Annotated in this window: 25 protein-coding genes; 14 read left to right on the top strand and 11 right to left on the bottom strand. The window is 67.1% G+C overall.

Annotation, left to right across the window (positions count from 1 at the left end; all coding sequences use genetic code 11):
- The first annotated feature begins 323 nt into the window (after positions 1-323).
- From ACXJKH_RS01675 to ACXJKH_RS01650, 6 genes are all read left to right on the top strand, one after another.
- The gene (locus tag ACXJKH_RS01675) at positions 324-1760 is read left to right on the top strand and encodes a C40 family peptidase (protein ID WP_457318055.1); all 1437 of its coding nucleotides are present in this window, start codon (positions 324-326) and stop codon (positions 1758-1760) included.
- Positions 1757-2863: a dipeptide epimerase gene (locus ACXJKH_RS01670; RefSeq protein ID WP_256775060.1), complete on the top strand. Its 1107-nt coding sequence runs from the start codon at positions 1757-1759 to the stop codon at positions 2861-2863. The genes ACXJKH_RS01675 and ACXJKH_RS01670 overlap by 4 nt, the downstream gene beginning before the upstream one ends.
- A 135-nt stretch (positions 2864-2998) precedes the next feature.
- Positions 2999-3847: a MurR/RpiR family transcriptional regulator gene (locus tag ACXJKH_RS01665; RefSeq protein ID WP_457318053.1), complete on the top strand. Its 849-nt coding sequence runs from the start codon at positions 2999-3001 to the stop codon at positions 3845-3847.
- A gap of 30 nt (positions 3848-3877) precedes the next feature.
- Positions 3878-4687: a L,D-transpeptidase family protein gene (locus ACXJKH_RS01660; protein ID WP_457318052.1), complete on the top strand. Its 810-nt coding sequence runs from the start codon at positions 3878-3880 to the stop codon at positions 4685-4687.
- Complete coding sequence (locus tag ACXJKH_RS01655) at positions 4684-5982, top strand: APC family permease (RefSeq protein WP_457318051.1); 1299 nt, start codon at positions 4684-4686, stop codon at positions 5980-5982. The genes ACXJKH_RS01660 and ACXJKH_RS01655 overlap by 4 nt, the downstream gene beginning before the upstream one ends.
- Positions 5983-6089: 107 nt before the next feature.
- Positions 6090-6437, top strand: coding sequence for a hypothetical protein (locus ACXJKH_RS01650; RefSeq protein WP_312236904.1), 348 nt, complete (start codon positions 6090-6092; stop codon positions 6435-6437).
- A 26-nt stretch (positions 6438-6463) separates the two neighbouring features.
- Here the strand turns inward: ACXJKH_RS01650 and yiaA are convergent, their stop codons facing one another.
- Positions 6464-6901, bottom strand: coding sequence for an inner membrane protein YiaA (yiaA, locus tag ACXJKH_RS01645; protein WP_256775055.1), 438 nt, complete (start codon positions 6899-6901; stop codon positions 6464-6466).
- Between the two features lie 176 nt (positions 6902-7077).
- Between yiaA and ACXJKH_RS01640 the strand changes: the two genes are divergently transcribed.
- On the top strand, positions 7078-8226 hold the full coding sequence (locus tag ACXJKH_RS01640; protein ID WP_457318050.1) for a PQQ-dependent sugar dehydrogenase: 1149 nt from the start codon (positions 7078-7080) through the stop codon (positions 8224-8226).
- 54 nt (positions 8227-8280) lie between these two features.
- Here the strand turns inward: ACXJKH_RS01640 and ACXJKH_RS01635 are convergent, their stop codons facing one another.
- The 4 genes from ACXJKH_RS01635 to folB all read right to left on the bottom strand — a co-directional run bounded on the left by ACXJKH_RS01635 (position 8281) and on the right by folB (position 13139).
- Entirely contained in the window at positions 8281-8907 is a 627-nt protein-coding gene (locus tag ACXJKH_RS01635) for a hypothetical protein (RefSeq protein ID WP_457318049.1), read from the bottom strand.
- A gap of 250 nt (positions 8908-9157) precedes the next feature.
- Positions 9158-11332 (bottom strand): glycoside hydrolase family 3 N-terminal domain-containing protein, encoded by a 2175-nt coding sequence (locus ACXJKH_RS01630; protein ID WP_457318048.1) that lies wholly within the window; start codon positions 11330-11332, stop codon positions 9158-9160.
- 137 nt (positions 11333-11469) lie between these two features.
- Entirely contained in the window at positions 11470-12744 is a 1275-nt protein-coding gene (locus ACXJKH_RS01625) for a mechanosensitive ion channel family protein (protein ID WP_457318047.1), read from the bottom strand.
- A gap of 26 nt (positions 12745-12770) precedes the next feature.
- On the bottom strand, positions 12771-13139 hold the full coding sequence (gene folB / locus ACXJKH_RS01620; RefSeq protein WP_457318046.1) for a dihydroneopterin aldolase: 369 nt from the start codon (positions 13137-13139) through the stop codon (positions 12771-12773).
- A gap of 399 nt (positions 13140-13538) precedes the next feature.
- Between folB and ACXJKH_RS01615 the strand changes: the two genes are divergently transcribed.
- Positions 13539-14195 carry a hypothetical protein gene (locus ACXJKH_RS01615; RefSeq protein WP_457318045.1) on the top strand — a complete coding sequence of 219 codons (657 nt, stop codon included), beginning with the start codon at positions 13539-13541 and terminating at the stop codon, positions 14193-14195.
- A gap of 12 nt (positions 14196-14207) precedes the next feature.
- Here the strand turns inward: ACXJKH_RS01615 and tsaD are convergent, their stop codons facing one another.
- Entirely contained in the window at positions 14208-15233 is a 1026-nt protein-coding gene (gene tsaD / locus ACXJKH_RS01610) for a tRNA (adenosine(37)-N6)-threonylcarbamoyltransferase complex transferase subunit TsaD (RefSeq protein WP_256775048.1), read from the bottom strand.
- Between the two features lie 167 nt (positions 15234-15400).
- Between tsaD and rpsU the strand changes: the two genes are divergently transcribed.
- From rpsU to ACXJKH_RS01580, 6 genes are all read left to right on the top strand, one after another.
- Complete coding sequence (gene rpsU, locus ACXJKH_RS01605) at positions 15401-15616, top strand: 30S ribosomal protein S21 (RefSeq protein ID WP_002808376.1); 216 nt, start codon at positions 15401-15403, stop codon at positions 15614-15616.
- Positions 15617-15752: 136 nt separating this feature from the next.
- Complete coding sequence (locus ACXJKH_RS01600) at positions 15753-16199, top strand: GatB/YqeY domain-containing protein (RefSeq protein ID WP_256775047.1); 447 nt, start codon at positions 15753-15755, stop codon at positions 16197-16199.
- Between the two features lie 226 nt (positions 16200-16425).
- Positions 16426-17271 carry a YihY/virulence factor BrkB family protein gene (locus ACXJKH_RS01595; protein ID WP_457318044.1) on the top strand — a complete coding sequence of 282 codons (846 nt, stop codon included), beginning with the start codon at positions 16426-16428 and terminating at the stop codon, positions 17269-17271.
- Positions 17272-17334: 63 nt separating this feature from the next.
- On the top strand, positions 17335-19065 hold the full coding sequence (dnaG, locus tag ACXJKH_RS01590) for a DNA primase (RefSeq protein WP_457318043.1): 1731 nt from the start codon (positions 17335-17337) through the stop codon (positions 19063-19065).
- Between the two features lie 50 nt (positions 19066-19115).
- Positions 19116-19610 carry a beta-lactamase hydrolase domain-containing protein gene (locus tag ACXJKH_RS01585; protein WP_457318054.1) on the top strand — a complete coding sequence of 165 codons (495 nt, stop codon included), beginning with the start codon at positions 19116-19118 and terminating at the stop codon, positions 19608-19610.
- Positions 19611-19662: 52 nt separating this feature from the next.
- Positions 19663-20661 carry a bile acid:sodium symporter family protein gene (locus tag ACXJKH_RS01580; RefSeq protein ID WP_256775045.1) on the top strand — a complete coding sequence of 333 codons (999 nt, stop codon included), beginning with the start codon at positions 19663-19665 and terminating at the stop codon, positions 20659-20661.
- 88 nt (positions 20662-20749) lie between these two features.
- Here ACXJKH_RS01580 and ACXJKH_RS01575 read toward each other — a convergent pair whose 3' ends face one another.
- The 5 genes from ACXJKH_RS01575 to ACXJKH_RS01555 form a co-directional block, all read right to left on the bottom strand.
- Complete coding sequence (locus ACXJKH_RS01575) at positions 20750-21565, bottom strand: calcium-binding protein (RefSeq protein WP_457318042.1); 816 nt, start codon at positions 21563-21565, stop codon at positions 20750-20752.
- Positions 21566-21751: 186 nt separating this feature from the next.
- Positions 21752-22642, bottom strand: coding sequence for a heme o synthase (cyoE, locus tag ACXJKH_RS01570; RefSeq protein WP_256775043.1), 891 nt, complete (start codon positions 22640-22642; stop codon positions 21752-21754).
- 4 nt (positions 22643-22646) lie between these two features.
- Positions 22647-23855, bottom strand: coding sequence for a COX15/CtaA family protein (locus ACXJKH_RS01565; protein ID WP_457318041.1), 1209 nt, complete (start codon positions 23853-23855; stop codon positions 22647-22649).
- A gap of 11 nt (positions 23856-23866) precedes the next feature.
- On the bottom strand, positions 23867-24451 hold the full coding sequence (locus ACXJKH_RS01560; RefSeq protein ID WP_457318040.1) for a hypothetical protein: 585 nt from the start codon (positions 24449-24451) through the stop codon (positions 23867-23869).
- Positions 24452-24469: 18 nt separating this feature from the next.
- Positions 24470-24889: SURF1 family cytochrome oxidase biogenesis protein (locus ACXJKH_RS01555; protein ID WP_457318039.1), on the bottom strand; the 420-nt coding region annotated here is incomplete at its 5' end.

Here is a 24889-nt window from a genome sequence, read left to right as displayed (position 1 = left end):
GTCGTGCAGGGCCGCATCGATCTGCGCGGTGGYGGTGGCGAACGCACCGCGGTCGATCTGCGCGATCACCTCCGGCAGCGAAGCGCCGGCCCATGCGCACAGCGGCGGCAGCGCCAACAGCAGACAGGCTGCGGCGCGCCAGCGGGCGAAATGGAGCAAACGCGGTTTGCGTGCAGCGAAATCCACGGCGACACTTCCCAGGTGCGGGTGGTAATCGCTGTGTAACACGGGCCCGATGGGCGGTCAATAATTTATTCTTGCTTTCGATGAAAAAAGGAATAAATATTCCTGACGCTTCCGAGGAGGGTGACCGCTTGAGGATCCTGGCTTCCCCCAACCGCCCTGCGCGGCCGTCCTGGCTGGCCGGCGCACTGCTGGCCGCCCTGCTTGCCACCGGTCATGCCGCTGCCGAGGCGCCACGCCGCGCGGCCGACGCCGACTTCGGCGGCGTCATCGGCCTGCGCGAAGCCTATCTGGCGCCCGGCTTCTGGGCCCAGCGCGCGCCCAACGCCGACCAGCCCATCCTGGACCGCGCCGGCATCGCCGCGCAGAACGCACGGATGCGTGCCGAAGACCGCTCCATCCACGACCTGCGCGCCTTGCCGACACAGCTGCCGCGGGCACAGGTGCTGGCCGCGATCGAAACCCTGTCGACCTGGCCGGCCAAACCGCTGTACGGCGCGGACGGCCAGGGCATCAGCGCCGCCCAGCGCGGCGCCACCGTGGCCAACCTCGCCCTGGACGCGGTTCCGGCCCAGCGTCCGCTGCAGTACGGCCTGGTCACCCACCGCGCCGCCCTGCGCGCGTTCCCGACCACGCTGCGGGTGTTCACCACACAGGGCGATACCGATATCGACCGCTTCCAGGAATCGGCGCTGTTTCCGGGCGATGCGATAGCGGTGCTGCATGAGAGCGCCGATGGCCACTGGCTGTTCATCACCAGCGAGCGCTATTCGGCATGGATCGAGAAGCGCTTCGTCGGCCTCGGCGATGCGGCCACCGTGCTCGGTTACGCCCAGCGCGGTCCGTACCGTGTCATCACCGGCGCTACCGCCTTCACCGCCCCTACCCCGGAGGAGCCCCGCGTGTCGCGCCTACAGTTGGACATGGGCGTGCGCCTGCCGGTGATCGCCGACTGGCCGCAGGACAAGACCGTCAACGGCCAGCAGGCGCATGCCGCTTACGTGGTGCAACTGCCGGTGCGCAACGACGACGGTGGCCTGGCGCTGGTACCGGCGCTGCTGCCGCGCGCGCAGGACAGCGCCGCCGATTACCTGCCCCTGACCCCGCGCAACCTGATCACCCAGGCGTTCAAGTTCCTCGGCGAACGCTACGGCTGGGGCCACGACTACGACACCCGCGACTGCAGCGGCTTCGTCTCGGAGATCTACCGCAGCTTCGGCGTGCTGGTGCCGCGCAACACCAGCGCCCAAGCGGTCAGCCCGGCGCTGGACCGGATCGCCTTCGATCCAAAGGACGGCCAGGCCAAGCGCACCGCGGCGGTGGAACAGCTGCAGGTCGGCGACCTGGTTTACATCCCCGGGCACGTGATGGTCACCCTCGGCCATCTCGACGGCCGCACCTGGATGATCCACGACACCGCCGGGGGCAGCTGGTTCGGCGCCGACGGCACCCGCGTGCAGGCCCATCTCAACGGCGTGTCGGTGACCCCGCTGGAGCCGATGATGGCCAGCGACACCGTCAGCTACATCGACCGTATCACCAACATCCAGCGCATCCGGCCACAGACCCCTGAATGAAGATCACCGACATCGAACTGGGCATGCTGCGCGTGCCGCTGAAAACCCCCTTCAAGACCGCGCTGCGCACCGTGGACACCGTCGAGGACGTGGTGGTGCTGGTGCGCACCGACAGCGGCCACACCGGTTACGGCGAGGCCCCGGCGACGGCGGTGATCACCGGCGACACCCACGGGTCGATCATCGAGGCCATCAACAGCTTCATCAAGCCGCGCCTGATCGGCCAGGACGTGGCCAACCTCAACCGCGTGTGCGCGCTGATCCAATCCTCGCTGGAGCGCAACACCAGCGCCAAGGCCGCAGTGGAAATCGCGGTGTACGACCTGTGGGCGCAGCTGCACAACGCCCCGCTGTACCGCATGCTCGGCGGCGGCGATCCGGTGATCACCACCGACATCACCATCAGCGTGGACTACATCGACAAGATGGTGGCCGACTCGCTGTCGGCCATCGACCGCGGCTTCGAGTCGCTGAAGATCAAGGTCGGCAAGGACATCGGGCTGGACATCGAGCGGGTCAAGGCGATCCATGCGGCGGTGCAGGGCCGGGCATTGCTGCGCCTGGATGCCAACCAGGGCTGGACCGCCAAGCAGGCGGTGCACGCGATGCGCGCACTGGAAGAGGCCGGCGTGGTGCTGGAACTGCTGGAGCAGCCGGTCAAGGCGGCCGACATCAGTGGGCTGAAGTACGTCACCGACCGGGTCAACACGCCGGTGATGGCCGATGAGAGCGTGTTCAATCCCGGCCAGGTGGTCGACCTGATCCAACAGCGCGCGGCGGACATCATCAACATCAAGCTGATGAAGACCGGCGGGCTGTCCAATGCGATCCGCATCGCCGACATCGCCGCGATCTACGGCGTGCCGTGCATGATCGGCTGCATGATCGAGTCGAGCATCAGCGTGGCCGCGGCCGTGCACCTGGCGGTGGCCAAGAGCGATGTGATCACCAAGGTCGACCTGGACGGCCCCTCGCTGGGGCAGTTCAACCCGGTCACCGGCGGGGTCAACTTCAACGAATCGGAGATCACCATCAGCGACGCACCGGGACTGGGCATCACTGAAGTGCGGGGGCTGGAGATGATCACGCCGCCGCGGTGGTGACCGTCTGCATTACTGCGGTAGAGCCACCCCATGGGTGGCTGCTCTTCGCGCGATCCTGTCCTGTGCAGCCGACCAACGGTCGGCTCTACCGGCCGCATTGCGTATGCTCTCCCCAACGGACCTGATGCCCTTTCCATGCCGCCCCTGGTGAAAATCCGCTCCGAGCGTGACCACATGTCGGCGATCGAACGCCGCATCGCCGACTTCATCCTCGACAACGCCCACCTGCTGCGCGATTACTCGTCCCAGCAGCTGGCCAGCGCGTTGGGGATCAGCCAGTCCAGCGTGGTCAAGTTCAGTCAAAAGCTGGGCTTCAAGGGCTATCCGGATCTGAAGTACTCCATCGGCGAGGCGGTCGCCCGCGCCGGTAGCGATCCCCAGTCACGCCCGCCTGCACCGGCCGATGCCAACGATTACGCGCAGATCGCCGAACGGCTGCGGCTGAGCAAGGCCGCCGCCGAACAGGAAACCCGGCTGGCCAATCCGCAGGCCGACGTGGAAACCATCGTGCAGCTGATCGACGCCGCACCCAAGCTGTTCGTCTACGGCCTGGGCGATGACGGCCTGTACGCACGCGAATTCGCCATGCGGCTGTCGCTGCTGGGCATGCTCACCGTGCACCACGCCGACCCGATCCTGATGATGGCCAACCTGTCGGCCGCGCGCGCCAACGATGCGATGCTGGTGTTCTCCGAATTTGGCAAGCTGCCGCAGCTGTTTCAGCTGTCGCGGCAGTTCCAGGACATGGGCGGCAAGGTGATCTCGATCACCCGGCACAGCGCCAACCCGCTGCGCGCGCACGCCGATGCCTCGCTGGTGGTGTGCGCGCACGACCCAGCGCCGCACGTGGCGCAACTGCTGTACCGTGCCTCGTTGCAGTCCCTGCTGGACTTCGTCTTCGTGCTGTTGTGCCACGCCAACCCGGACCGCCACCGCCAGCTCGGGGTGAACCTGGAACGGATCGAACACCTGATCGACACCTGATCGACACCTGGTCTTTTGGAGTCCGCCACGATGCTGCCGTTGTTCCGCTCCGTCTTCGCCGTCGTGCTGGCCGCCAGCGCCCTGCCTGCCACCGCGCTCACCCCGGCGGTGGGCCCACTGCAGGACCACCACCAGATGATCGTGGTCACCACCGAGGGCTGGGACGCCACCCAGGGCCGGTTGCAGGCCTATGTGCGCACGCCCAAGGGTTGGGCGCCCCACGGCGACGCATTCGAGGTGGCCGTGGGCCGCAACGGCAGCGCCTGGGGCGTGGGCGTGCTGCCGGCCCAGGGCGCTGCCGCGCATCCGCCCGGCGACCCGATAAAGCCCGGGGACCCGGTAAAACAGGAAGGCGATGGCCGCAGCCCGGCCGGCATCTTCAGCATCGGTCCGGCCTTCGGCTATGCGCCAAAGATCACCACGGCCCTGCCCTACCAGCCGATGCAGGCCAGCAGCTACTGCATGGACGTCCCCGATTCGCCGTACTACAACCGCATCGTCGATGCCGAGGTGGTGGGCACCGACGCCGTGGAAGGCTCCACCGAACCGATGCGGCTGGACCTGCACAACAAGGGCGATGCGCGCTATCGGGAGGGCTTTGTGATCGAGCACAACCCCAAAGCCGAACCGCGCCGCGGCAGCTGCATCTTCGCCCACCTGTGGCGCACGCCCGGTGAGCCGACCGCCGGCTGTACGGCGATGCAGCCCGAGCACATGCGCAGCCTGCTGGCCTGGCTGGACCCGGCCCAGCGCCCATTGTTCGTGCTGCTGCCGCGCGCGCAGTACCAGCAGCTGCAATACGACTGGAATCTGCCGGCACAACAGGACAACACGCGATGAGCACACCGGCCGATCCGCAACTGGAACGCGCGGTCAGCCGCTGGCAGATCGTCGGGCTGTCGATCAACGATGTGATCGGCAGCGGCATCTACCTGCTGCCGGCCGCCACCGTCGCCCTGCTCGGCCCCTTCAGCCTGTGGGGCGTGGTCGCGGCCGGCATCGTGGTCGCGCTGCTGGTGCTCTGTTATGCCCAGGCCGCCAGCTACTTCGACGAGCCCGGCGGCAGCTACCTGTATGCACGTGAGGCGTTCGGTCGGTTTGCCGGGTTCGAGATCGGCTGGATGATCTGGCTGACCCGGATCAGCTCGGCGGCAGCATTGAGCAATGCGCTGGCCGATGCAGTGGCGCGGTTCTGGCCGTGGGCCGGGCATGACCTGGGCCGGGTGGCGATCATCGTGGTGTCGCTGGGCTTTCTCACCGCCGTCAACGTGGCCGGGGTGCGCTCGGCCGCACGCACCGGGGTGATCCTGGTGATCGGCAAGCTGGTGCCCTTGCTGCTGTTCGTGGCGATCGGCGCGTTCTACGTGGACATGGACCTAGCCTTCTCCGGCGTGCGCCCGGACCCGCATGACCTGCAGCGCATGGGCGAGGCCGCGTTGCTGCTGCTGTATGCCTACGCCGGGTTCGAGAACATCCCGGCCGCTGCCGGTGAGTACAAGAACCCGCGCCGCGATATTCCGTTCGCGCTGATTACCATGATCGTCAGCGTCACCGTCATCTACGGGGCGGTGCAGCTGGTCGCGCAGGGCACCCTGGCCGGCCTGGCCAGTTCGCCGACGCCGCTGGCCGATGCGGCCTCCAGCTTCGGCGGCGAGGCGCTGGCGCTGATCCTCACCGTCGGCGCCACCATCTCCATCCTCGGCACCAACAGCAACACGATGATGATGGGGCCGCGCTTCCTGTTTGCGCTGGCCCGCGACGGCTACGGCCCCAAGCTGCTGGCGCAGGTGCATCCACGCTTCCGCACGCCAGCCGCGGCGATCATCACCCAGGGCCTGATCGCGCTGGCATTGGCACTGTCCGGTTCGTTCGTGCAGTTGGCACTGCTGTCGATGACCACGCGCCTGTTCGCCTACATCGGTACCGCCGCTGCGGTGCTGGTGCTCGCACGGCGTTTCCGCGACCGTCCCGGTGCATTGAAACTGCCCGGCGGCCCGCTGATCCCTATCCTGGCGCTGTTGCTGTGCGTGGCCCTGTTCGTCAGCGCCAGCTGGCAGAACATGGCCGCCGCCGGTATCGCCTTCGTGGTGGGGGCGGTCATCTACAAACTGCCGCGCAAGGAACCGCTGGGCTGAACCACGCCTGCGCAGCGAATGGCACTTGATCTGTCATTCACTCCACCGGTCCGCTGCGTTAACCGGCGTCTGGCTAGGCTGGAACCTCACCCAACCGGAGCTACCACATGCCTACTGATTATCAGATTCCCGGCCGGGTGCCGGAAGACGGCGTGCCGCGCCAGGCCGTGTCGGACTACTGGCGTGAGCGCTTTCCGAGCGAGCCGTATTACGACAACACCCAGTTCTTCGACGACTACGAGCCGGCTTACCAGCTCGGTCACCACTCGCGCGCCGATGATGTCATCCGCGCCTACGAGCAGGTGGAAGCCGAATTGCAGACGCGCTGGGCGCAGGAACACGGCAAGAGCAAGCTGACCTGGGAACAGGCGCGCAATGCGGTGCGCCGCGGCTGGGATGAATCCACCGCACTGCGCCAGGCCCATCTGGACAAGGGCGTGCCGCGCGGTACCTGAGGCAGCGCGCGACACGCCTGACAGCGTTACTCGCCGCTGGGCAGCGGCGGAATCGCACGCGCATCGGCACCCGCGGCCATCAGGTCGCGGGTGTTTTTCTGCACTGCCACCGCGCCAAACAGGCTCAACGCGAAGGCCATGCCGTAGAAGCCTTTCTCGCTCAGCAGCAGCGTGGCGTTCCACAGCCCCACCAGCAGCAACAGCAGAGACACCAGCAGCGCAAACCAGCACAGCGCGTAGTACAGGCCACTGACCGGAATACCTTCGACGCGATCGCGCACGCTCTTCTGCAGCGAGACGGCCGCGAACAGCCCGAACAACAGCAGGGTCAGGTAGTAGCCCTTTTCGTTGAGCACCATTTCCGCGTTGAACAGACCGACCAGATAAGCCGCCGCGCCCAGCAGCAGCGCCGCCCACGAGGCGGCGATGAACGCCGGGGAGGGTTTATGCACCTGTTGCTTCATTGATCCAACTCCATTTGATGGCGGCATGCCGCACCTGCCACCCCACGGGCGGCCCGCGGCAACGGTAGCCGATCCGGGCCCGCGCGCCTACCGGGGATGACGTATGGTCCACGCCGCGTTGATGGGCATGCTGTACAACCATGGCTGGCCATCGCATCCCCCTACGGAGATCCCCAATGACCCGCAAGCTCCTGCTTTCGCTCGCCGTCACTCTTACCCTGCCGCTGTTCACCACCGCCTGCGTGGCCGCCGACAAGGCCGCCGCCCCCGTGCTGGAAAAGGCGCAGTGGCCCTTCGCCGCCACCGAAGTGGCCAAATTCGACGAGCCTTGGGCGATGAGCTTCCTGCCCGACGGCAGCCTGCTGGTCAGCGAGAAGGCCGGCACGTTGAAGCACGTGGACCTCAAGACGGCTACGCGAGCCGACATCCGCGGCCTGCCCAAGGTGGCCTATGGCGGCCAGGGCGGGTTCGGCGACGTGCTGCCGCACCCGCAGTTCGCCCGCAATCAGCTGCTTTACGTCAGCTATGCCGAAGCCGGTGAAGGCGATACCCGGGGTGCCGCGGTGGCGCGCGCGCGTCTGGTCCTGGGCGCCGATGGCAGCGGCACGCTCAAGGACCTGAAGGTGATCTGGCGGCAGACGCCCAAGGTGGACGGCAAGGGCCATTTCGGTCATCGCCTGGCGTTCGGCCCGGACGGCAAACTGTGGATCACCTCCAGCGAACGCCAGCAGTTCGATCCGGCCCAGGACATGGCCAGCAACCTCGGCAAGATCGTGCGCCTGAACGACGACGGCAGCGTGCCCGCCGACAACCCGTTCGCCTCGCAGGGCGGCGTGGCCGCACAGGTCTGGTCGCTGGGGCACCGCAATGCACTGGGCATCGCCTTCGATGCGCGCGGCAAATTGTGGGTGCACGAGATGGGCCCGGCCGGCGGCGACGAACTCAACCTGATCGAGCGCGGCGCCAACTACGGCTATCCGATCGTGTCCAACGGCAACCATTACGACGGCCGCGATATTCCCGACCACGCCACACGCCCCGAATTCACAGCGCCCAAGGTGAGCTGGACCCCGGTGATTTCGCCGGCCGGTTTCATCATCTACAGCGGGACGCAGTTCCCGCAGTGGAAGGGCAGCGGCTTTATCGGCGGGCTGTCGTCCAAGGCGCTGGTGCGCGTGGCCTTCGACGGCGACAGCGCGCATGAAGCCGAACGCTTCAACATGGGCGAGCGCATCCGCGAAGTGGAGCAGGGCCCAGACGGTGCGATCTGGCTGCTGGAAGACGGCAAGAACGGGCGCCTGCTGAAGCTCACGCCCAAGGCGTGATCCTGACATGCCCGCCCTCCCGGTCCTCGAGGCCGGAAGGGCGGGCAGGGCCGGTCAATCCTGCACGGTGATGACCTTGACGTCCGAGCGGGTGCAGTCCTTGTCCAGGCACTTGCCGCCGATCCAGACCTGGCCCTTGCCGATCATCGCGCCTTCCCAGTTCACGAACAGCCCATCGAAGGTCTGCGCGGCGATCGCCTTGGCGATCTCCGGGGTGACGATCTGGCTGTATTCGCGCTTGAACGTGGCCGCATCGGCCACCTGGCGTTTCTTGCCGCCCACATGCACCAGCAGCGGATAGCGCATCAATGCCGCCACGGCATTGGTATCGTTGGCGGCGACACCGCGCTGCAGGTCGTTGAACAGCGCCTCGTACGCGTCGGCGTCGCCGAGCAGTTTTTCAATACGCTGGCGGGCATCGCCCTCGCCCTCTTCGGTGTCGATCGCATCGGACGCCTCGGGGCTGCCATTGGGCGGTGCCTGGGTGGCGGCATCCGGCGCAGGTTCGGCACCGGCATTCACCGCATCCGGCGACAGGCCGGCGGCCGGCACGTCGTCCCCGGGCGTGGCGGTGGTCGCCGGTGGCGAGGTAGCCGGTGCAGCGGCGTCCGCCGTCGGCGGCGCCGGCTGCGAACAGGCGGCCAGCAACAGGGTGGGTAACAGGATTCGGATCACACGCATGCTCGGCTCCGTCGATATCGCGAGGGCGCCAGCGTAACCGCGTTTACGTCAGCCGCCGATGATGACGAGTCCACCCGCCTGCCGCCGGGACGGCAGCCGCCGGCGACGACCAACGTAGAGCCGACCGTTGGTCGGCTGCTTCTGCGCGCTAATCACGCGTCCAGGCAGGGCAGCCGACCAACGGTCGGCGAGGCAGCACGGCAGCCGACCAACGGTCGGCTCTACGGGGCGGCGTGGCCGCCCCGCCGTCTCAGCCGGCCAGCAGCTCGAAGATCACCGGCTCACCGCTGACCGAGGAGGCGCACACCCACAACTCGAACTGGCCCGGTTCGGCACGGAACACGCCATCGCGACCGGTGAAGCCCAGCGCGTGGCGATCCAGCGTGAACTGCACCTCGGTGCTCTGGCCGGGCTGCAACGCTACCTTGCGGAAATCCTTCAGCTCACGCACCGGCCGCACGCGGCTGGCCACGCGGTCGTGGATATACAGCTGCACCACTTCTTCGCCGGCCACCGCACCGGTGTTGGTCAGCGTGGTGGTGATGGTCAGGGTGTCGTCCCAGCCCAGCGTGTCGCTGCTCAGCTGCGGCACGCCGTAGCCGAAGGTGGTGTAACCCAGGCCATGGCCGAACGGGTACAGCGCCTCGTTGGGGATCTCGCGCCAGCGCGCCTTGAACTCGGACATGGTCGGCAGTTCCGGGCGACCGGTGCGCGGATGGTTGTAGAAGAACGGCTGCTGGCCGGACACCTGCGGGAAGCTCACCGGCAGGCGACCGGACGGGTTGTAGTCGCCGAACAGCACATCGGCCACCGCATGCCCGGTCTGGGTGCCCAGGTACCAGGTGATCGCCACGGCGTGCGCATTGCGCACCGCGCCCTGCAGTGCCAGCGCGCGACCATTGCGCAGCAGCACCACCAGCGGCTTGCCGGTCATCGCCACCGCTTCGGCCAGCGCCTGCTGCGCGGCCGGCAGCGTGATTTCCACGCGCGACTGCGCTTCACCGCTGTAGCGCTGCGGTTCGCCCAGCGCCAGCACCACCACATCGGCGCGCAGTGCAGCCGCCACGGCCTGCTCGATGCCGTCCTGCACGGCCACTTCCAGGTCGCAGCCGGGCACGATTTCCAGCAGCGACGCATCGCCGATCGCCTCACGCACGCCGGTTTCCAGGCTGACGTAGCGCGACTTGTCGCCGAACAGGGTCCAGCAGCCTTCGATGTTGTCGCGGTCCTGCACGAACGGGCCGATCAGCGCGATCTTCTGCCCGGTCTTCTTCAGCGGCAGCACCGCGTCGGTGTTCTTGAGCAGCACGATGGAACGGCGCGCGGCATCGCGCGAGAGTTCATCGTGCGCGGCGATATGCGCGGTGGACGCTTCACGGTCCAGGTCCAGCGACCGGTAGGGGTCGTCGAACAAGCCGATGGCATCCTTCAGGCGCAGGATGCGGCGCACCGATTCGTCCAGCGTGGCCATCGGCACCTCGCCGCTTTCGATCAGGCCCGGCAGGTGCTCGGCATAGAAGCCGCTCTGCATGCTCAGGTCCAGGCCGGCGGTGAAGGCCTTGGCGGTGGCATCGCGGTCATCGGCGGCATAGCCGTGCGCGACCAGCTCCATGTCGGCGGTGTAATCGGAGATCACCACGCCCGGGAACTTCCATTCCCCGCGCAGGATGTCGGTGAGCAGTTCGGCATTGGCACTGGCCGGCACGCCGTTGATGTCGTTGAAGGAGGACATCACCGTCAGCGCGCCCGCCTCGAAGGCGGCCTGGAACGGCGGCAGGTGCACATCGCGCAGGGTCTGCGGCGAAATGTCGACCATGTTGTATTCCATGCCGGCCATCACCGCGCCATAGGCGGCGAAATGCTTCGGCGTGGCCAGCAGCGCATCGGCGGCACGCAGGTCCGGGCCCTGGAAGCCACGCACACGGGCGGCGGCGAACGCACAGCCCAGCACCACGTCTTCACCGGCGCCCTCGGCACCGCGGCCCCAGCGCTGGTCACGGGCGATGTCCACCGCCGGCGCGTAGGTCCAGTGCAGGCCGGCAGCGGTGGCTTCCACCGCGGTGGCGCGGGCGGTGCGCTCGGCCAGGTCCGGCTCGAAGCTGGCCGCTTCGCCCAGCGGGATCGGGAACACGGTGCGCATGCCGTGGATGACATCGGCGGCCAGGATCACCGGGATGCCCAGGCGGCTTTCTTCCAGCGCGACCTGCTGGATGCGCCGGCCGGCTTCCACGCCGACGCCGTTGAACAGCGACCCCACCTTGCCCTCGCGCACCTGCTGCAGCACCTGGTCGGCGTTGAGCACGTTGGCTTCCGGATTCACGTCCGGGGCGAACGGCCGGACCATGTCGGCGAACACACCCAGCTGGCCGACTTTTTCTTCGACGGTCATCTTGGCAATGAGGGTTTCGATACGATCGGCGGYCACCGGCTGTCCTTATGAAAACGTTTACAAGGCCGGGATTCTAGCGTTCCCGGACCCGTTGTGAATGATTTTGGCGTTCATTTTTCTTCCCCCTGGGAAGAACCCCGTTGCCGCGAGCACGGCAACGGGGGCTCAGGAGCTTACTCCGGCGAGGCCAGACGCTGCTGCCCGGCCATTAACATCGCATCGCTGGATTCCTGGAACACCCGCAGGCCAAAGGCCGGCAAGGTCGCCAGCAGGTGGTCGAACACATCGGACTGGATGCCCTCGTACTCGCCCCAGGCGGTGGTGCGGGTGAAGCAGTAGATCTCCAGCGGCAGGCCCTGGGTCGTGGGCTGCAACTGCCGTACCAACAGCGTCATGTCCGTATGGATGCCCGGATGCTGCTGCAGGTAGCGCTCCACATACGCGCGGAACGTGCCCAGGTTGGTGACCCGGCGCGCGTTCACCGCCGCCACGCCCTTGGCCTGCAGCCCGGCGTTCCACTGCTGCAGCTCGGCCTGTTTGTCGCGCAGGTAATCGCCCAGCACCGCGAACTGCTCCAGCTGCACCAGCATCGGCGCATCGACGAAGCCGACGCTGTGCTGGTCCAGGTACAGCGCGCGCTTGATCCGGCGCCCGCCCGCTTCCTGCATGCCGCGCCAGTTCTTGAACGACTCGGTCACCAGCTTCTTGGTCGGGATGGTGGTGATGGTCTTGTCGAAGTTCTGCACCGTGATGGTGTGCAGGGCGATATCGATGACATCGCCATCGGCGTTCTGGCTGGGCATCTCGATCCAGTCGCCCAGCCGCACCCGGCCATCGCCACTGATCTGCACGCTGGCCACCAGCGACAGGATGGTGTCCTGGAAGATCAGCATCAGGACCGCGGTGGCCGCGCCGAGGCCGGTGACCAGCGGACCAAGCTTGACCCCCAGCAGGGTGGCCACGATCGACAGGCCGGCAATCACGAACACCACGATCTTTACGACCTGCAGGTATCCCTTGATCGGCTTGTTGCGCGCGTCCGGGCGGCGCTCGTACAGGTCATTGGCCGCATCCAGCGCATGCGACACCGCCAGCGCCACCGTCAGCACCGCCCACGCCCGGCAGGCGCCGATGACGAAGTCGACCAGCTCCACCGGCAGGTCCGGCACGATGCGGATGCCGGCGGCGATCACCATGCTCGGCACCACGTTGGACAACCGCGAGATCACCCGCAGGTTGTTGCCCCCTTCGTTGCCGGGGTTGTGCCCGGGCAAACGGTTCACCAGCTTGCGCAGGCCGCGCAACAGCACCTTCTTGGTGACGAAGTTGGCCAGCCAGGCCGCCAGCGCCAACACGGCCAGCACCAGCAGGGTGTAGGCCCAAGGCCAGGGTTCCAGGGTCTGCTGCACACTGTCCAGCCACCGGGTTGCCACTACCGCATCCAACATCGTGTATCGATCTCCGTTCCGGGTTATCAGGGGGTTGCCAGATCCTGCGCGCTGCGCTCGATGATCACCCCGACCGCGCGCGCGCCGCGCACCGCACCGGGCTTGCTCAGTTTCAGGCGCAGCCATTGCACATTGAATTCACGCAGCACGATCTCGGCGATGCGCTCGGCCAGTGTTTCGACCAGGCCGAAGTCGGACTCGCGCACGAACTGGTCGATCCGCTTGCTCACCGCCTTGTAGTTGAGCGTATCGGCGATGTCGTCGCTGGCAGCCGGGCGGCGGTTGTCGAAGCCCATTTCCAGGTCGAAACGCAGGGTCTGGCGGATCCGCCGTTCCCAGTCGTAGATGCCGATCAGGGCATCGATCTCGAGCCCTTCGATGAATACCTTGTCCATAGCCATGCCACGTGGAAGATGTCGGACATGGTAACGGGCCGGCCCGGAACGTGCCGGGAACCGGGGGCAGGCGCCGTGGTGCAGCGCCCGAGGTGGAAAAGACAAAGGGCCCCTTTCGGGACCCTTTGCTTACCTCTTGTCCCCKGGGGGAGATGGGATTCCCATCCGCGAGTCCCGGTGGCGCGTAGGCAGAAAATTACGGGGCCGGCACGACCACGTCAACCTTTGTTGACGCAAAACGGGACGGGGCGCGTTGTTTGCGATGCGTCAATTGAACGCGGCAATCGAATGATGAAAAACGGTAGTCAGAACAACCACACGACGGCCGGATTCCCGATGCCCGGCATCTGGCCACACTCGTAGCCTCGATCGTCAGCAGGGACCAGGGATGCCGTGACCATGCAGATCGAGGATGCCGTGAAGCGGGCGCTGTCAGCCGACCGGATGGGGACGTACGAGAACGCCGTAGCCAGCCTCGATGTCCGCAGTACCCCGCTTGAACTGTACGTGTGGAATGCCCACATCTCCGCCGCTTTCCTGATTCCGCTGCACATCGGTGAAGTGGTCATCCGCAACGCGGTTTCGGATGCACTGACCCGGATTCATGGACCACGCTGGCCGTGGGTGCAGGGCTTCGCCGACAGCCTGCCCAGTCCAACCAGCGGCTACAACCCACGCCGCGAGCTGCAGCGCGCGGTCGCACGCTGCAGTCACGGCACCCCGCAGCTCATTCCCACGCTGAGCTTCGTGTTCTGGCAGAAGATGTTCACGCAGCGGTTCGACGTACGGGTGTGGTCGCGTTGCATGGGGACCGTACTTCCCGGCGCCAACACCGCTGCGCCCCGGCATGTCACCCGCGCACGCATACACAACGATCTGGAGCAGATCCGGCGGCTGCGCAACCGCATCACCCATCATGAACCCATCTTCGCGCGCGCCCTGGGCGAAGATTTCGCCGCCATCCAGCGGCTAGTGGCACTGCGCTGCACACGCACCGCCGATTGGATGGCCGGGCATGAGGCCGTGACCCCGCTGCTGCGCAATCGCCCGCCCTGACCGGCGGCGTAGTTACACCGCCGGCAGCGTCGCCATGTCCCAGCGCGGGGTGACCTGTACCTGCGGCGGGTTGTGCTGGCCGGCCTGCAGGCGCAGGGCGCCGGCGAAGGCGATCATGGCGCCGTTATCGGTGCACAGCGACGGGCGCGGGAAGCAGGCGCGGCCGCCACGGCGGGCGGCCATCTGCTGCAGCTTGGCGCGCAGGCGCTTGTTGGCGCCCACGCCGCCGGCCACCACGATCACATCGGTGCCGGCCGCATCCAGCGCGCGCTCACACTTGATGGCCAGCGTGTCGACCACCGCGTCTTCAAAGCCACGGGCGATGTCGGCGCGGGTCTGTTCGCTCTGGTCGCTGTCACGCCAGGCCAGCAGCACCTGGGTCTTCAGGCCGGAGAAGCTGAAATCCAGCCCAGGGCGATCGATCATCGGGCGGGTGAACTTGAACCGGCCCGGGGTGCCGCGCTCGGCCAGCGCGGCCAGCTGCGGTCCGCCCGGGTACGGCAGACCCATCAGCTTGGCGGTCTTGTCGAAGGCCTCGCCGGCGGCGTCGTCCAGGGTCTCGCCAAGCAGGCGGTACTGGCCGATCCGGTCCACGGCGACCAGCTGGGTATGCCCACCGGACACCAGCAGGGCCACGAACGGCGCCTGCGGCGGGTCGTCTTCCATCAGCGGGGCCAGCAGATGCCCTTCCATATGGTGTACGCCGACCGCCGGCACCTCCAGCGCCCAGGCCAGCGACCGGGCCACGCCCGCCCCGACCAGCAGCGCCCCGACCAGCCCGGGGCCGGCCGTATAGGCCACCCCGTCGATATCGGACACGCCCATCCCGGCGTCGGCCAGGGTCTGGCGGATCAGCGGCAGCAGCTTGCGCACGTGGTCGCGGCTGGCCAATTCAGGCACCACCCCGCCGTACTCGGCATGCAGGGCGATCTGGCTATAGACCGCATGGGCGCGCAGTGCGTCCGGGCCGGCCAGGTCGGTGTCATACACCGCCACGCCGGTCTCATCACAGGAAGATTCGATACCAAGGACTCGCATAACGCGTATTATGGACCGCTTGAGGCCCCGGCAGCGTTACCGCCAGCCCACCCGACACCACCTGTGGCCAAGAAGTTCGCCGGGGTGGGTTGCAACTTCTTTTGCCGCCGCTATAATGTGCGGCTCTCACCGGGTGTGACCCGGTTCTACTGTGTCCCGGAGATTCCATGCCCAGCGTTAAAGTCCGCGAGAACGAGCCCTTCGAGTTTGCGCTCCGTCGCTTCAAGCGCACCTGCGAAAAGGCCGGCGTGCTGGCCGAAACCCGCAAGCGCGAGTTCTACGAAAAGCCGACCCAGGAGCGCAAGCGTAAAGCTGCTGCTGCTGTGAAGCGTCAGCTGCGTCGCTCCTCGCGCGACGTCACCAAGCGTCAGCGCCTGTACTGATCTACGCAACTTCGATGCGGCAGGCCCTGTGTCTGTCGCGGCGGAGCCGAAGCCGGAACGCGCGAGCGTTACCGGCTTTTTGCGTTCCAGCCTGTCGGGGTCCCTCCCCGCTCTTTTGACCGATACGAGGTGTTCCATGAGCCTGAAACTGCAGCTCACCAACGACATGAAGGCCGCCATGAAGGCCGGCGAGAAGCACCGTCTTGGCGTCATCCGCCTGATCAACGCCGCCATCAAGCAGCGTGAAGTGGACGAGCGCATCGAGCTGGACGACGCCGCCGTGCTGGCCGTGCTGGAAAAGATGGTCAAGCAGCGCAAGGACTCGGTCAGCCAGTTCGAAGCGGCCAACCGCGAAGACCTCGCCGTGATCGAGCGCGAGGAAATCCTGGTGATCGACCAGTACCTGCCGGCCAAGCTGGGCGAAGCGGAGATCGTGGCCGCCATCCAGGCCGCCATCGCCGAAACCGGTGCCGCCAGCCCGGCCGACATCGGCAAGCTGATGGGCGCGCTGAAGCCCAAGCTCGCCGGCCAGGCCGACATGGGTCTGGTGTCCAAGCTGGTCAAGCAGCAGCTCGCGGGTTGATTGGCCGAGGTGGCGACCCACGGTCGCTGCCTCCCGCAACGCCCCGGTCGGTGCGCGCACAACCGCGCCCACCGACCGCACGTTTCACCCCGCCTTCGACCCTGCCCTGCTAAAAAAAGGCATGTCTTCGCTGCCGCCTCCCCCTGCATCCGAGCCCGCGCCCCACCACCATGGTGTGCCGCCGCGCCTGCACAAGTACGTCGACCGGCTGCAGCGCAGCTTTCCGATGGCTGTGGGCAAACGTTTCGTCGATATCGACGTGCTGACCCAGGCCGCCTCGGTCTCGTTCTATGCCCTGCTCTCGATGGCCCCGCTGCTGGTCCTGCTGCTGTGGCTCACCGCCTCGTTGTACCCGCCGGCACAGCAGGCGCTGATTGCGCAGATCAACGATGTGGCCGGCAGCAGCGCGGCCACCGTGGCCGATACCGTACTCAAGAACGCCGACAATCAGCCCGACGTGGGCTCGCTGGCCGGGGTGTGGAGCACGCTGCTGCTGTTCATCGGTGCCACGGCGGTGTTCGCGCAGCTGCAGAACGCGCTGAACCTGATCTTCAACACCAGCGGCGAGCGTCTGGAGGGCATCGTGGCGTGGCTGCGCAAGCGGGTGTTCTCCTTCGGCGTGGTGCTGGCGCTGGGCTTCCTGCTGATCCTGTCGATGACCGCCACCACCATGCTGCAGGTGGCCTTCGCGCAGCTGCCCTCGGTGCTGCCGGCGATCGGTTACCTGACCAGCCTGGCGCTGTACACGGTGGGCTTCGCCTTCCTCTACCACTACCTGCCCGACCGCCGCGTGGCCTGGCGCCAGGCCTTCATCGGCGGGGCGATCACCTCCGGGCTGTTCGCGTTGGGCCGGTATGCGATCGGCCTGTACATCGCCACCGTCGCCCCGGGCAGTGCGTACGGTTCGATGGGTGCGCTGGTGATCTCGCTGGTGTGGATCTATTACGCCACCGTGGTGTTCTTTGTCGGCGCGCTGATGACCGCGGTGATCGACGAGCGCCTACGCGCCCGTTTTCACCTCGCCCAGGCCGGTATCGCCGCACCGGACCCGGGCGCAGCGACCGGCAGCTAGTAGACTAGTCCGACCCCCGCTTCCGTGCATGGCCGCCATCGGCCCTGCTCTTGCCTGCTGCCCATGGCCCGTATCCCCGACGCATTCATCGACGACCTGCTGGCCCGCTCCGACATTGTCGAGGTGGTGGGCAGCCGCGTTCCGCTGAAACGCCAGGGCAAGGAATATGCAGCACGTTGTCCGTTCCATGACGAGCGCTCGGCATCGTTCACGGTCTCCCCGACCAAGCAGTTCTATCACTGCTTCGGCTGCGGCGCGCACGGTACGGCGATCAGTTTCCTGATGAATTACGACCGCCTCGAATTCCTCGATGCGGTCGACGAGCTGGCCAAGCGCGTGGGCATGGACGTGCCGCGCGATACGCAGCCGCGTACCGCCCAGCAGCAGGACGACAGCCGCGAGCTGTATTCGGCGCTGGATGCGGCCACGCGCTTCTTCCAGAAGTCGCTGGAGGAAAGCGACAAGGCGCGCGCCTACCTGGACCAGCGCGGCGTGGACGAGGAGAACCGCGCGCGGTTTGCGATCGGCTACGCGCCCGATGGCTACAGCGCGTTGAAGGACGCGCTGGGCAAGGACGAGCGGCGCATGAAGCTGCTCGACCGTGCCGGGTTGTTCTCCAAGAACGACCGCGGGCATGTCTACGACAAGTTCCGCGACCGGGTGATGTTCCCGATCTTCGACCGCCGTGGCCGGGTGATCGCCTATGGCGGCCGGGTGATGGAGAAGGACGACGGCCCCAAATACCTCAACTCGCCAGAGACCGCACTGTTCCACAAGGGCCGCGAGCTGTACGGCCTGTGGCAGGTGCGCCAGGCCAACCAGAAGATCGAGCGGTTGATCGTGGTCGAGGGCTACATGGACGTGGTCTCGCTGTTCCAGTACGGGGTGACCCAGGCGGTGGCCACGCTGGGCACGGCGACCACCCCGGAGCATGCCGAACTGCTGTTCCGCAACGCGCCGGACGTGTTCTTCTGCTTCGACGGCGACGCCGCCGGCCGCCGCGCCGGCTGGCGCGCACTGGAGTCGGTGCTGCCGCGCATGAAGGATGGTCGCCAGGCCTTCTTCCTGTTCCTGCCCGATGGCGAAGACCCGGACACGATCGTGCGCAAGGAAGGCAGCGAGGCCTTCGACGTGCGCCTGAAGCAGGCCACGCCGCTGTCGCAGTTCTTCTTCGACGAGCTCACCCGCGAGGTCAACATGGCCACGCTGGATGGCAAGGCACGGCTGGCCGAACGGGCCAAGCCGATGCTGGCGCAGATTCCCGACGGTGCCTTTGGCGACCTGATGAAGCAGCAGTTGGCCACGTTGACCGGACTGGGTGCCCGGCCGGGCGCGGCCACGCCGTCCGGGCGTCCGCCCTCGCGCCCGATTGCCCCGACGCAGCGGCGCAGCCTGGTCCGGGCCGCCATCGCGATCCTGCTGCAGCAGCCATCGCTGGCGATGACCCTGGAAGGCCACCACTTCGACGGCCTGCGCCTGCCTGGCATCGAGCTGCTGACCGAACTGTTGACCCTGGTCGAACAGCGCCCGGACATCACCACCGGCGCGCTGCTGGAGCATTTCGAGGGCCGCGAAGAACAGGCGTCCCTGCAGAAACTGGCCGCCCATACCCAGCCGGGCGATGAGGCGATGTGGACCGAGGAACTGCACGATGCGGTGGCCCAGCTGGAAAAACAGCTGATGCGGCAACGCATGGATGAGCTTCAGGCAAAGCAGAGCCAGCAGGGCCTGGACGATACTGACAAGTACGAGCTGCGCGAACTGCTCAAGGCGCGCAGTACCATCCGCTTCTAGACGACGGAGCAGCCGTGGCGTCCCCCACCGTGAATCCCGCTGCATCGTTGTTGCGTTACTGCCGCCCTTGCGTTGTCGCCTGCCTGCTGGCGCTGGCCCTACCCGCCTGGGCCGGGGAGCTGCCCTTCGCGCAGCCACAGCCGCAGCTGTACACCGCCGGCCAGCCCAGCGCCGTCCAGTTGCAGCAGGCAGCCAAGGCCGGGGTCACCACCGTGATCGACCTGCGCCAGCCCGATGAAGATCGCGGCTTCGATGAAACCGCGGCCGCCGAACGCCTCGGCCTGCGCTATGTGCGCATCCCGGTGGCCGGTGCTGCCGGCCTGACCCAGGCGAACGCCCGCGCGCTGCGCACCACGCTCGCCCAGAGCACCGGCCCGGTGCTGCTGCACTGCGCCTCCGGCAACCGTGCCGGCGCGCTGCTGGCGCTGCTGCAGGCGCAGGACGGGGCAACCGTCGAGCAGGCGCTGGAACTGGGCCGCCGCGCCGGCATGACCTCGCTGGAAGCACCCACCCGCGTACTGCTGGAAAAGGACGCGGCGCGATGAACCCACGTGTCCTGTCCCACCTTCTTCCCTGCTCTACAGGAGCCTGCCCACCATGACCCGCTGGTGGTCGCGCCTGCGACCGGACACCTTCACCCTCGCCCTGCTCGGCACCGTGCTGCTGGCCTCCTTCCTGCCGATGCACGGCGCGGCGGCCATGGTGCTCGACGATGTCACCGACGTTGCCATCGCCCTGCTGTTCTTCCTGCACGGCGCGCGCCTGCCACGCGAATCGATCATGGCCGGTGTGCTGCACTGGCGCCTGCACCTGACCATCCTGGCGTGCACCTTCGTGCTGTTCCCGCTGCTGGGGCTGCTGTTCAAGCCGCTGGACGGCTGGCTGCTTACCCCGGAGCTGTACATCGGCGTGCTGTTCCTGTGTGCGTTGCCGTCCACCGTGCAGTCCTCGATCGCCTTCACCTCGATAGCGCGCGGCAACGTGCCCGCCGCGGTGTGCAGCGCCTCGCTGTCGAGCATCCTCGGCGTGTTCCTCACCCCCTTGCTGCTGGCGCTGCTGGCCGGCACCGAAGGCGGCATGCACAACCCGGTGCAGGCCATCGCCAGCATCATGCTGCAGCTGTTGGTGCCGTTCGTGGCCGGCCATCTGCTGCGCCCGTGGATCGCCGGCTGGGTGGAGAAGCAGCGCGCGCTGCTGCGTTACACCGACCAGGGCACGATCCTGCTGGTGGTCTATTCCGCCTTCGGTGAAGCCGTCAGCGAAGGCCTGTGGAGCAAGACGCCGCTGCTGTCGCTGCTGACCGTGGCGGTCGTGGCCGCCGCGCTGCTCGGCATCGCGATGCCGCTGATCCGCTTCATCGCCCGCCGGTTGGGCTTCAACCGCGAAGACGAGATCACCATCCTGTTCTGCGGGTCCAAGAAGAGTCTGGCCACCGGTGTGCCCATCGCCAAGGTGTTGTTCGCCGGCGGCAGCCTGGGCGCGATCGTGTTGCCGATCATGATCTACCACCAGATCCAGCTGATCGTCTGCGCGATGATCGCCCAGCGCTATGCGCGCGATCCCATTGAGCCGGCGCCAACCGTCCGCCCGGAGTGAATCGCGCCACGTTCGCGGACATGCCTTCGTCAGGGTCGTTTTCCAAACGACTGCCGATACCGTAGCTCGGCGCGATGTCAGCGTGATCTCAGCGGTCGGCCAGGGTGGCAACGCTCAAGGCGGGCATCCATATCCACAGGTCGTACTGGCGATCCGCTTCTGTATATTCTGTCGCCGCGCGCGGCGGACGCACGATCAGCGGCACTGCGCGGCACGGCCGAAAACACGCCCAGAAATGGCCGCGCAGCGCTTCCAGACGCACGCTGTACAGCGGCAGGTCCAGCAGGTACGCGGCCATCGTCTTCTGCATGTCTGGGGCCGCATCGACCGACCGGGTGCGCATGGCATGCACGTTGCCCGTCAGCACCAGCATCCRTGCATCGGCAGGCAGCGCACTGAACTGCTGGCGCAGGTGCGTGGCCATGGCCGCATCGCGCTGGTCACTGCTGGTGGAGGTGCCGGTYTCGTTGTCATAGCCGGCCACGCCCACATCGCGGCCCTGGGCCCGCAACACACGGACCGCCTCGATCAGCGCGAGCATGTCGCGGCTGCGCCGGCCGTCATGCTGATCGTCCTTCACCACCCAGAACGGCGATGTGCGCAGCGTCGCGCGCGCGTCTTCATCGCCGTCCGAGCGCAGGTAGCGGGCCAGTGCGACGTTCTCGCTCATCGGCAGTTCCAGCGCCAGCCGCACGGCCGATGTGTTGCGGCTGTAGCGCTCCATCAGGTCGGCCACCAGCAGCGGCGTTTCGGCGGTGCCATGGTATTCGCCGAGCACGACCAGGCGGTGGTCGCCGGCGTGCCGCATGATCTGCGTGACTGTCTCATCGGGTGCAGGCGCGGCAATCGCCGCGCTGCACAGCAGTGTCAGGGCCAGTACTGCGCTTCGCATCCATCGTTTCATGCCGTCACGTCCTGTTCGGTCATGACAGCAATGGCGACGTTCGCGGGAAATTCAATGTGTCGCGGCGCACGGATTGAGGTGTCACGGCCAATGGTCGTGACCTACGGCGGGTGAAGGCGTGGCAGCCATCACCGCCCCGGCAGGTACCGACCGTTGGTCGGTACGGCGCCCGCGCTATCTGCTCCCTTACAACCAGGGCAGCATCCAGTGGTCCACCATCAGGAACGCGAACAGCGCCATCAGGTAGACGATGGAGTAGCCGAACATCTTCATCGAGAACAGCTCGTCCGGCGGGTTGAGCATGCGCCAGGCGTACCAGAGGAAGACCGCGTTGAGCACGATCGCACCGCCCAGGTAGAACATGCCGCTCATCCCCACCACGACCGGAAGGATGCTGACGACGGCCAGCGCGATCGAATACACCATGATCGACTTGCGCGTGTAGACCACGCCATGGGTCACCGGCAGCATCGGGATCTCCGCCTTGGCGTAGTCCTCGCGACGGAATATCGCCAGCGCCCAGAAATGCGGCGGGGTCCAGATGAAGATGATCAATACCAGCAGCGACGCATACGCCCAGTCCCACGGGCCCTGCATGCCGGTGATCGCCGCCCAGCCGAGCATCGGCGGCGTGGCGCCGGCGAGGCCACCGATGACGATGTTCTGCGAGGTCGCGCGCTTGAGGTACACGGTGTAGATCACCGCGTAGCCGATCAGCGAGGCGAAGGTGAGCACCGCAGTGATGACGTTGACCCAGACCACCAGGATCGTCATCGACAGCGCGATCAGCAGGCCGGCGAACACCAGCACCTGCCACGGCTTGACCTTGCCCACCACCAGCGGGCGCCACGAGGTGCGCGCCATCTGCGCATCGATGCGCGCATCCAGCAGCTGATTGATCGCCGCCGCGGCCGAGGCGGCCAGCCAGATGCCGAGGAAGCCCAGCGCGCCGTCCAGCGCCTGCTGCGCGGTCGGCAACCCGGGGATGGCCAGGAACATGCCCACCAGCGCGGTGAACACGATCAGGGCGACGACCTTGGGCTTGGTCAGGTCCCAGTACTGACGGTAACTGGCCATGCCGTCAGCCTGCCTGCACGGCAGACGCCGCGGCGCCGGTCTTGCCGTCCGCATCCGGCGCGCGCAGGCGCGCCAGCAACGTCACCAGCACGAACAGCAGTGCCACGGCGCCACCGCTGTGCGCGACCGCTACTTCCAGCGGCACCGCCAGCTTGACGTTGAGGATGCCCAGGGTGATCTGCAGCACAACCAGCAACCCCAGCGCGCTGGCCCAGCCGCGCATGCTGGGCAGCTTGAACAGGCGCACCGACAGCCACAGCAGATACACCGCCACCACGATCGCCATCATCCGGTGCGCCAGCTGGATCGCGATCCGCGAGGCGCCATCAAGCACGCCCCCTTCGTAGTCCACGCCGATGCCACGCCACAGCGTGAAGCCTTCCTTGAAATCATGCTGCGGCCACCACTGGCTGACGCAGCGCGGGAAGTTGTCCAGCGAAGCGCTGCCACCGCCGCACGCCAGCGCGGCGTAGTTGGCACTGACCCAACCGCCCAAGGCAATCTGCAGCACCAGCACGGCCACGCCGAGGCGGAGCAGCGACGTCAGTTTTGGTGCTTCCACCAGCGTGATCGGCATGTGCGTCGCGCGCCAGGCCATCCACACCAGCAGACTGAACATCAACATGCCGCCGAGCAGATGGCCCATCACCACAATCGGCTTGAGCAGCCAGGTCACCGTCCACATGCCCAGCAACGCCTGGAAGATCACCACCGCCAAGGTCAGCAAGGCGGCACGGGCCAGGTCGATGTTGTTCCAGCGCAGCGCGGCGATCAGCAGGATGGCCTCGCCAAGGATCGCCAGGATGCTGKCCGGCACGTGCATGCCCATCATGTAGAGCGGTATGCCGGTAGCCACCAGCACGCACGCGGTCACCACCGCGGTGCTGCCCCAGCGACGACGACGCGTGGCCAACAGCGCCAGGGTGAGGATCTCGATGCCGAGCGCGCCGGCCAGGAAGCGGTGGACCTGCTCGCGCCACGCCTTGTGGGTTTCCAGCGGACGGATCTTGGCCGCTTCATGGCCCACCACGTCGGCGGCATGCTGCGGCCAGGTGACCCGGCCATAGCAGGTCGGCCAGTCCGGGCAGCTCAGGCCCGCATCGGACAGGCGCACGAACGAACCGAACATGATCGTGCTGGCGGTCATGATCAGCGCAAACCACGCCAGACGGTGGAAATTGCGGTGCAGCACCGGGCGTGCGGGAAGGCTCATCTAAACGGAACTCACTTCAGTTTCAGCAGCGTGGCCAGGTCTTTGCGCAGACCAGCCATATCGAATCCCGGTGCGTAGCGCATGATCACGAAACCGTTGGGGTCGATCACATACACCGGCGTGCCGGCGGCGTCATCCACGGCGGGAAGGGCAGAACGCAGGGCCGACTGGTCGCGCAGCGCGCGCAATGCGGGCAAGCCCTGGACCTCGGCCGGCGGCGTGCCCAGCCACAGGATCTCGACATTATCGGCGTTATGCCCGAACAGCTGCCACACCTTGCCCAATCCCTGCGACAAAGTGACGCACTCGCTCGTACAGCCTGCAGACGGGACCACCAGGATGCGCCAGGTGCGTGCATCGGGATTCCATGCATACACCGTGCCATCGGCCAGTAGTGGCGGATGCTGGCGAAGGTCCACGGGCGGCTGCAGCAGCTGGCCGCTGTTGCGGTGCGCGGTGGGCTGCCAGCCGGAAAAGCGCAGCACGCCGGCCAGGGCCATCGCGCCGAAGAACAGCGCGAACAAGGCGATCAACGTCCAGCGGCCGCGTGAGCGCGAGGGCAGCCGATCCTGGGAAGTGGCATTCATAGGCGGCATTTTCTCATGTTGGGACGCTCAGCGCCGGGAACCGGCGGCGGGGCGGCGACGTTGGCGGAATTCCAGGACCAGCGCGACCACCAGCACGGTCAACGCCAACCCGAACCATTGCACCGCATAGCCGAGATGGCGGCTGGGCGGCAGCGTGTTGGGCAGCAGCTCCAGATCACGCGCATAGCCACCGGGCAGGGCCGGATCCAGTCGCAGCACACGCTGCGGCAGGCTGTGCGCCGGCAGCGTGAGCGCGGTGGCGAGGGGGTCGGCCGGCATGCGATTGGCCAGCCATACGCCAGGCTGGTCGGTGGCCGACAGCACCGGCCCCAATGCCAGCCCGGTGGCCGGGGCCGGCGCCAGCAGGCCGGCCACGTGCGCTGGCCCGGCCAGCGCTGGCAGATGCGGCAGAAGCCGGTCCGGCGGCATCGGCACCCAGCCCCGATC

Source organism: Stenotrophomonas sp. P5_B8 (genome assembly GCF_054049855.1).
The sequence above is the reverse complement of the archived record's forward strand: the minus strand, read 5'-3'. Positions and strand labels throughout refer to the sequence as shown.

What these genes read in the sequence shown, in the direction of transcription:
- ACXJKH_RS01670 (WP_256775060.1), top strand. Translation starts at nt 1,757, where the DNA reads ATGAAGATCACCGACATCGAACTGGGCATGCTGCGCGTGCCGCTGAAA.
- ACXJKH_RS01665 (WP_457318053.1), top strand. Translation starts at nt 2,999, where the DNA reads ATGCCGCCCCTGGTGAAAATCCGCTCCGAGCGTGACCACATGTCGGCG.
- ACXJKH_RS01660 (WP_457318052.1), top strand. Translation starts at nt 3,878, where the DNA reads ATGCTGCCGTTGTTCCGCTCCGTCTTCGCCGTCGTGCTGGCCGCCAGC.
- ACXJKH_RS01655 (WP_457318051.1), top strand. Translation starts at nt 4,684, where the DNA reads ATGAGCACACCGGCCGATCCGCAACTGGAACGCGCGGTCAGCCGCTGG.
- ACXJKH_RS01650 (WP_312236904.1), top strand. Translation starts at nt 6,090, where the DNA reads ATGCCTACTGATTATCAGATTCCCGGCCGGGTGCCGGAAGACGGCGTG.
- yiaA (WP_256775055.1), bottom strand. Translation starts at nt 6,901, where the DNA reads ATGAAGCAACAGGTGCATAAACCCTCCCCGGCGTTCATCGCCGCCTCG.
- ACXJKH_RS01640 (WP_457318050.1), top strand. Translation starts at nt 7,078, where the DNA reads ATGACCCGCAAGCTCCTGCTTTCGCTCGCCGTCACTCTTACCCTGCCG.
- ACXJKH_RS01635 (WP_457318049.1), bottom strand. Translation starts at nt 8,907, where the DNA reads ATGCGTGTGATCCGAATCCTGTTACCCACCCTGTTGCTGGCCGCCTGT.
- ACXJKH_RS01625 (WP_457318047.1), bottom strand. Translation starts at nt 12,744, where the DNA reads ATGTTGGATGCGGTAGTGGCAACCCGGTGGCTGGACAGTGTGCAGCAG.
- folB (WP_457318046.1), bottom strand. Translation starts at nt 13,139, where the DNA reads ATGGACAAGGTATTCATCGAAGGGCTCGAGATCGATGCCCTGATCGGC.
- ACXJKH_RS01615 (WP_457318045.1), top strand. Translation starts at nt 13,539, where the DNA reads ATGCAGATCGAGGATGCCGTGAAGCGGGCGCTGTCAGCCGACCGGATG.
- tsaD (WP_256775048.1), bottom strand. Translation starts at nt 15,233, where the DNA reads ATGCGAGTCCTTGGTATCGAATCTTCCTGTGATGAGACCGGCGTGGCG.
- rpsU (WP_002808376.1), top strand. Translation starts at nt 15,401, where the DNA reads ATGCCCAGCGTTAAAGTCCGCGAGAACGAGCCCTTCGAGTTTGCGCTC.
- ACXJKH_RS01600 (WP_256775047.1), top strand. Translation starts at nt 15,753, where the DNA reads ATGAGCCTGAAACTGCAGCTCACCAACGACATGAAGGCCGCCATGAAG.
- ACXJKH_RS01595 (WP_457318044.1), top strand. Translation starts at nt 16,426, where the DNA reads ATGGCTGTGGGCAAACGTTTCGTCGATATCGACGTGCTGACCCAGGCC.
- dnaG (WP_457318043.1), top strand. Translation starts at nt 17,335, where the DNA reads ATGGCCCGTATCCCCGACGCATTCATCGACGACCTGCTGGCCCGCTCC.
- ACXJKH_RS01580 (WP_256775045.1), top strand. Translation starts at nt 19,663, where the DNA reads ATGACCCGCTGGTGGTCGCGCCTGCGACCGGACACCTTCACCCTCGCC.
- cyoE (WP_256775043.1), bottom strand. Translation starts at nt 22,642, where the DNA reads ATGGCCAGTTACCGTCAGTACTGGGACCTGACCAAGCCCAAGGTCGTC.
- ACXJKH_RS01560 (WP_457318040.1), bottom strand. Translation starts at nt 24,451, where the DNA reads ATGCCGCCTATGAATGCCACTTCCCAGGATCGGCTGCCCTCGCGCTCA.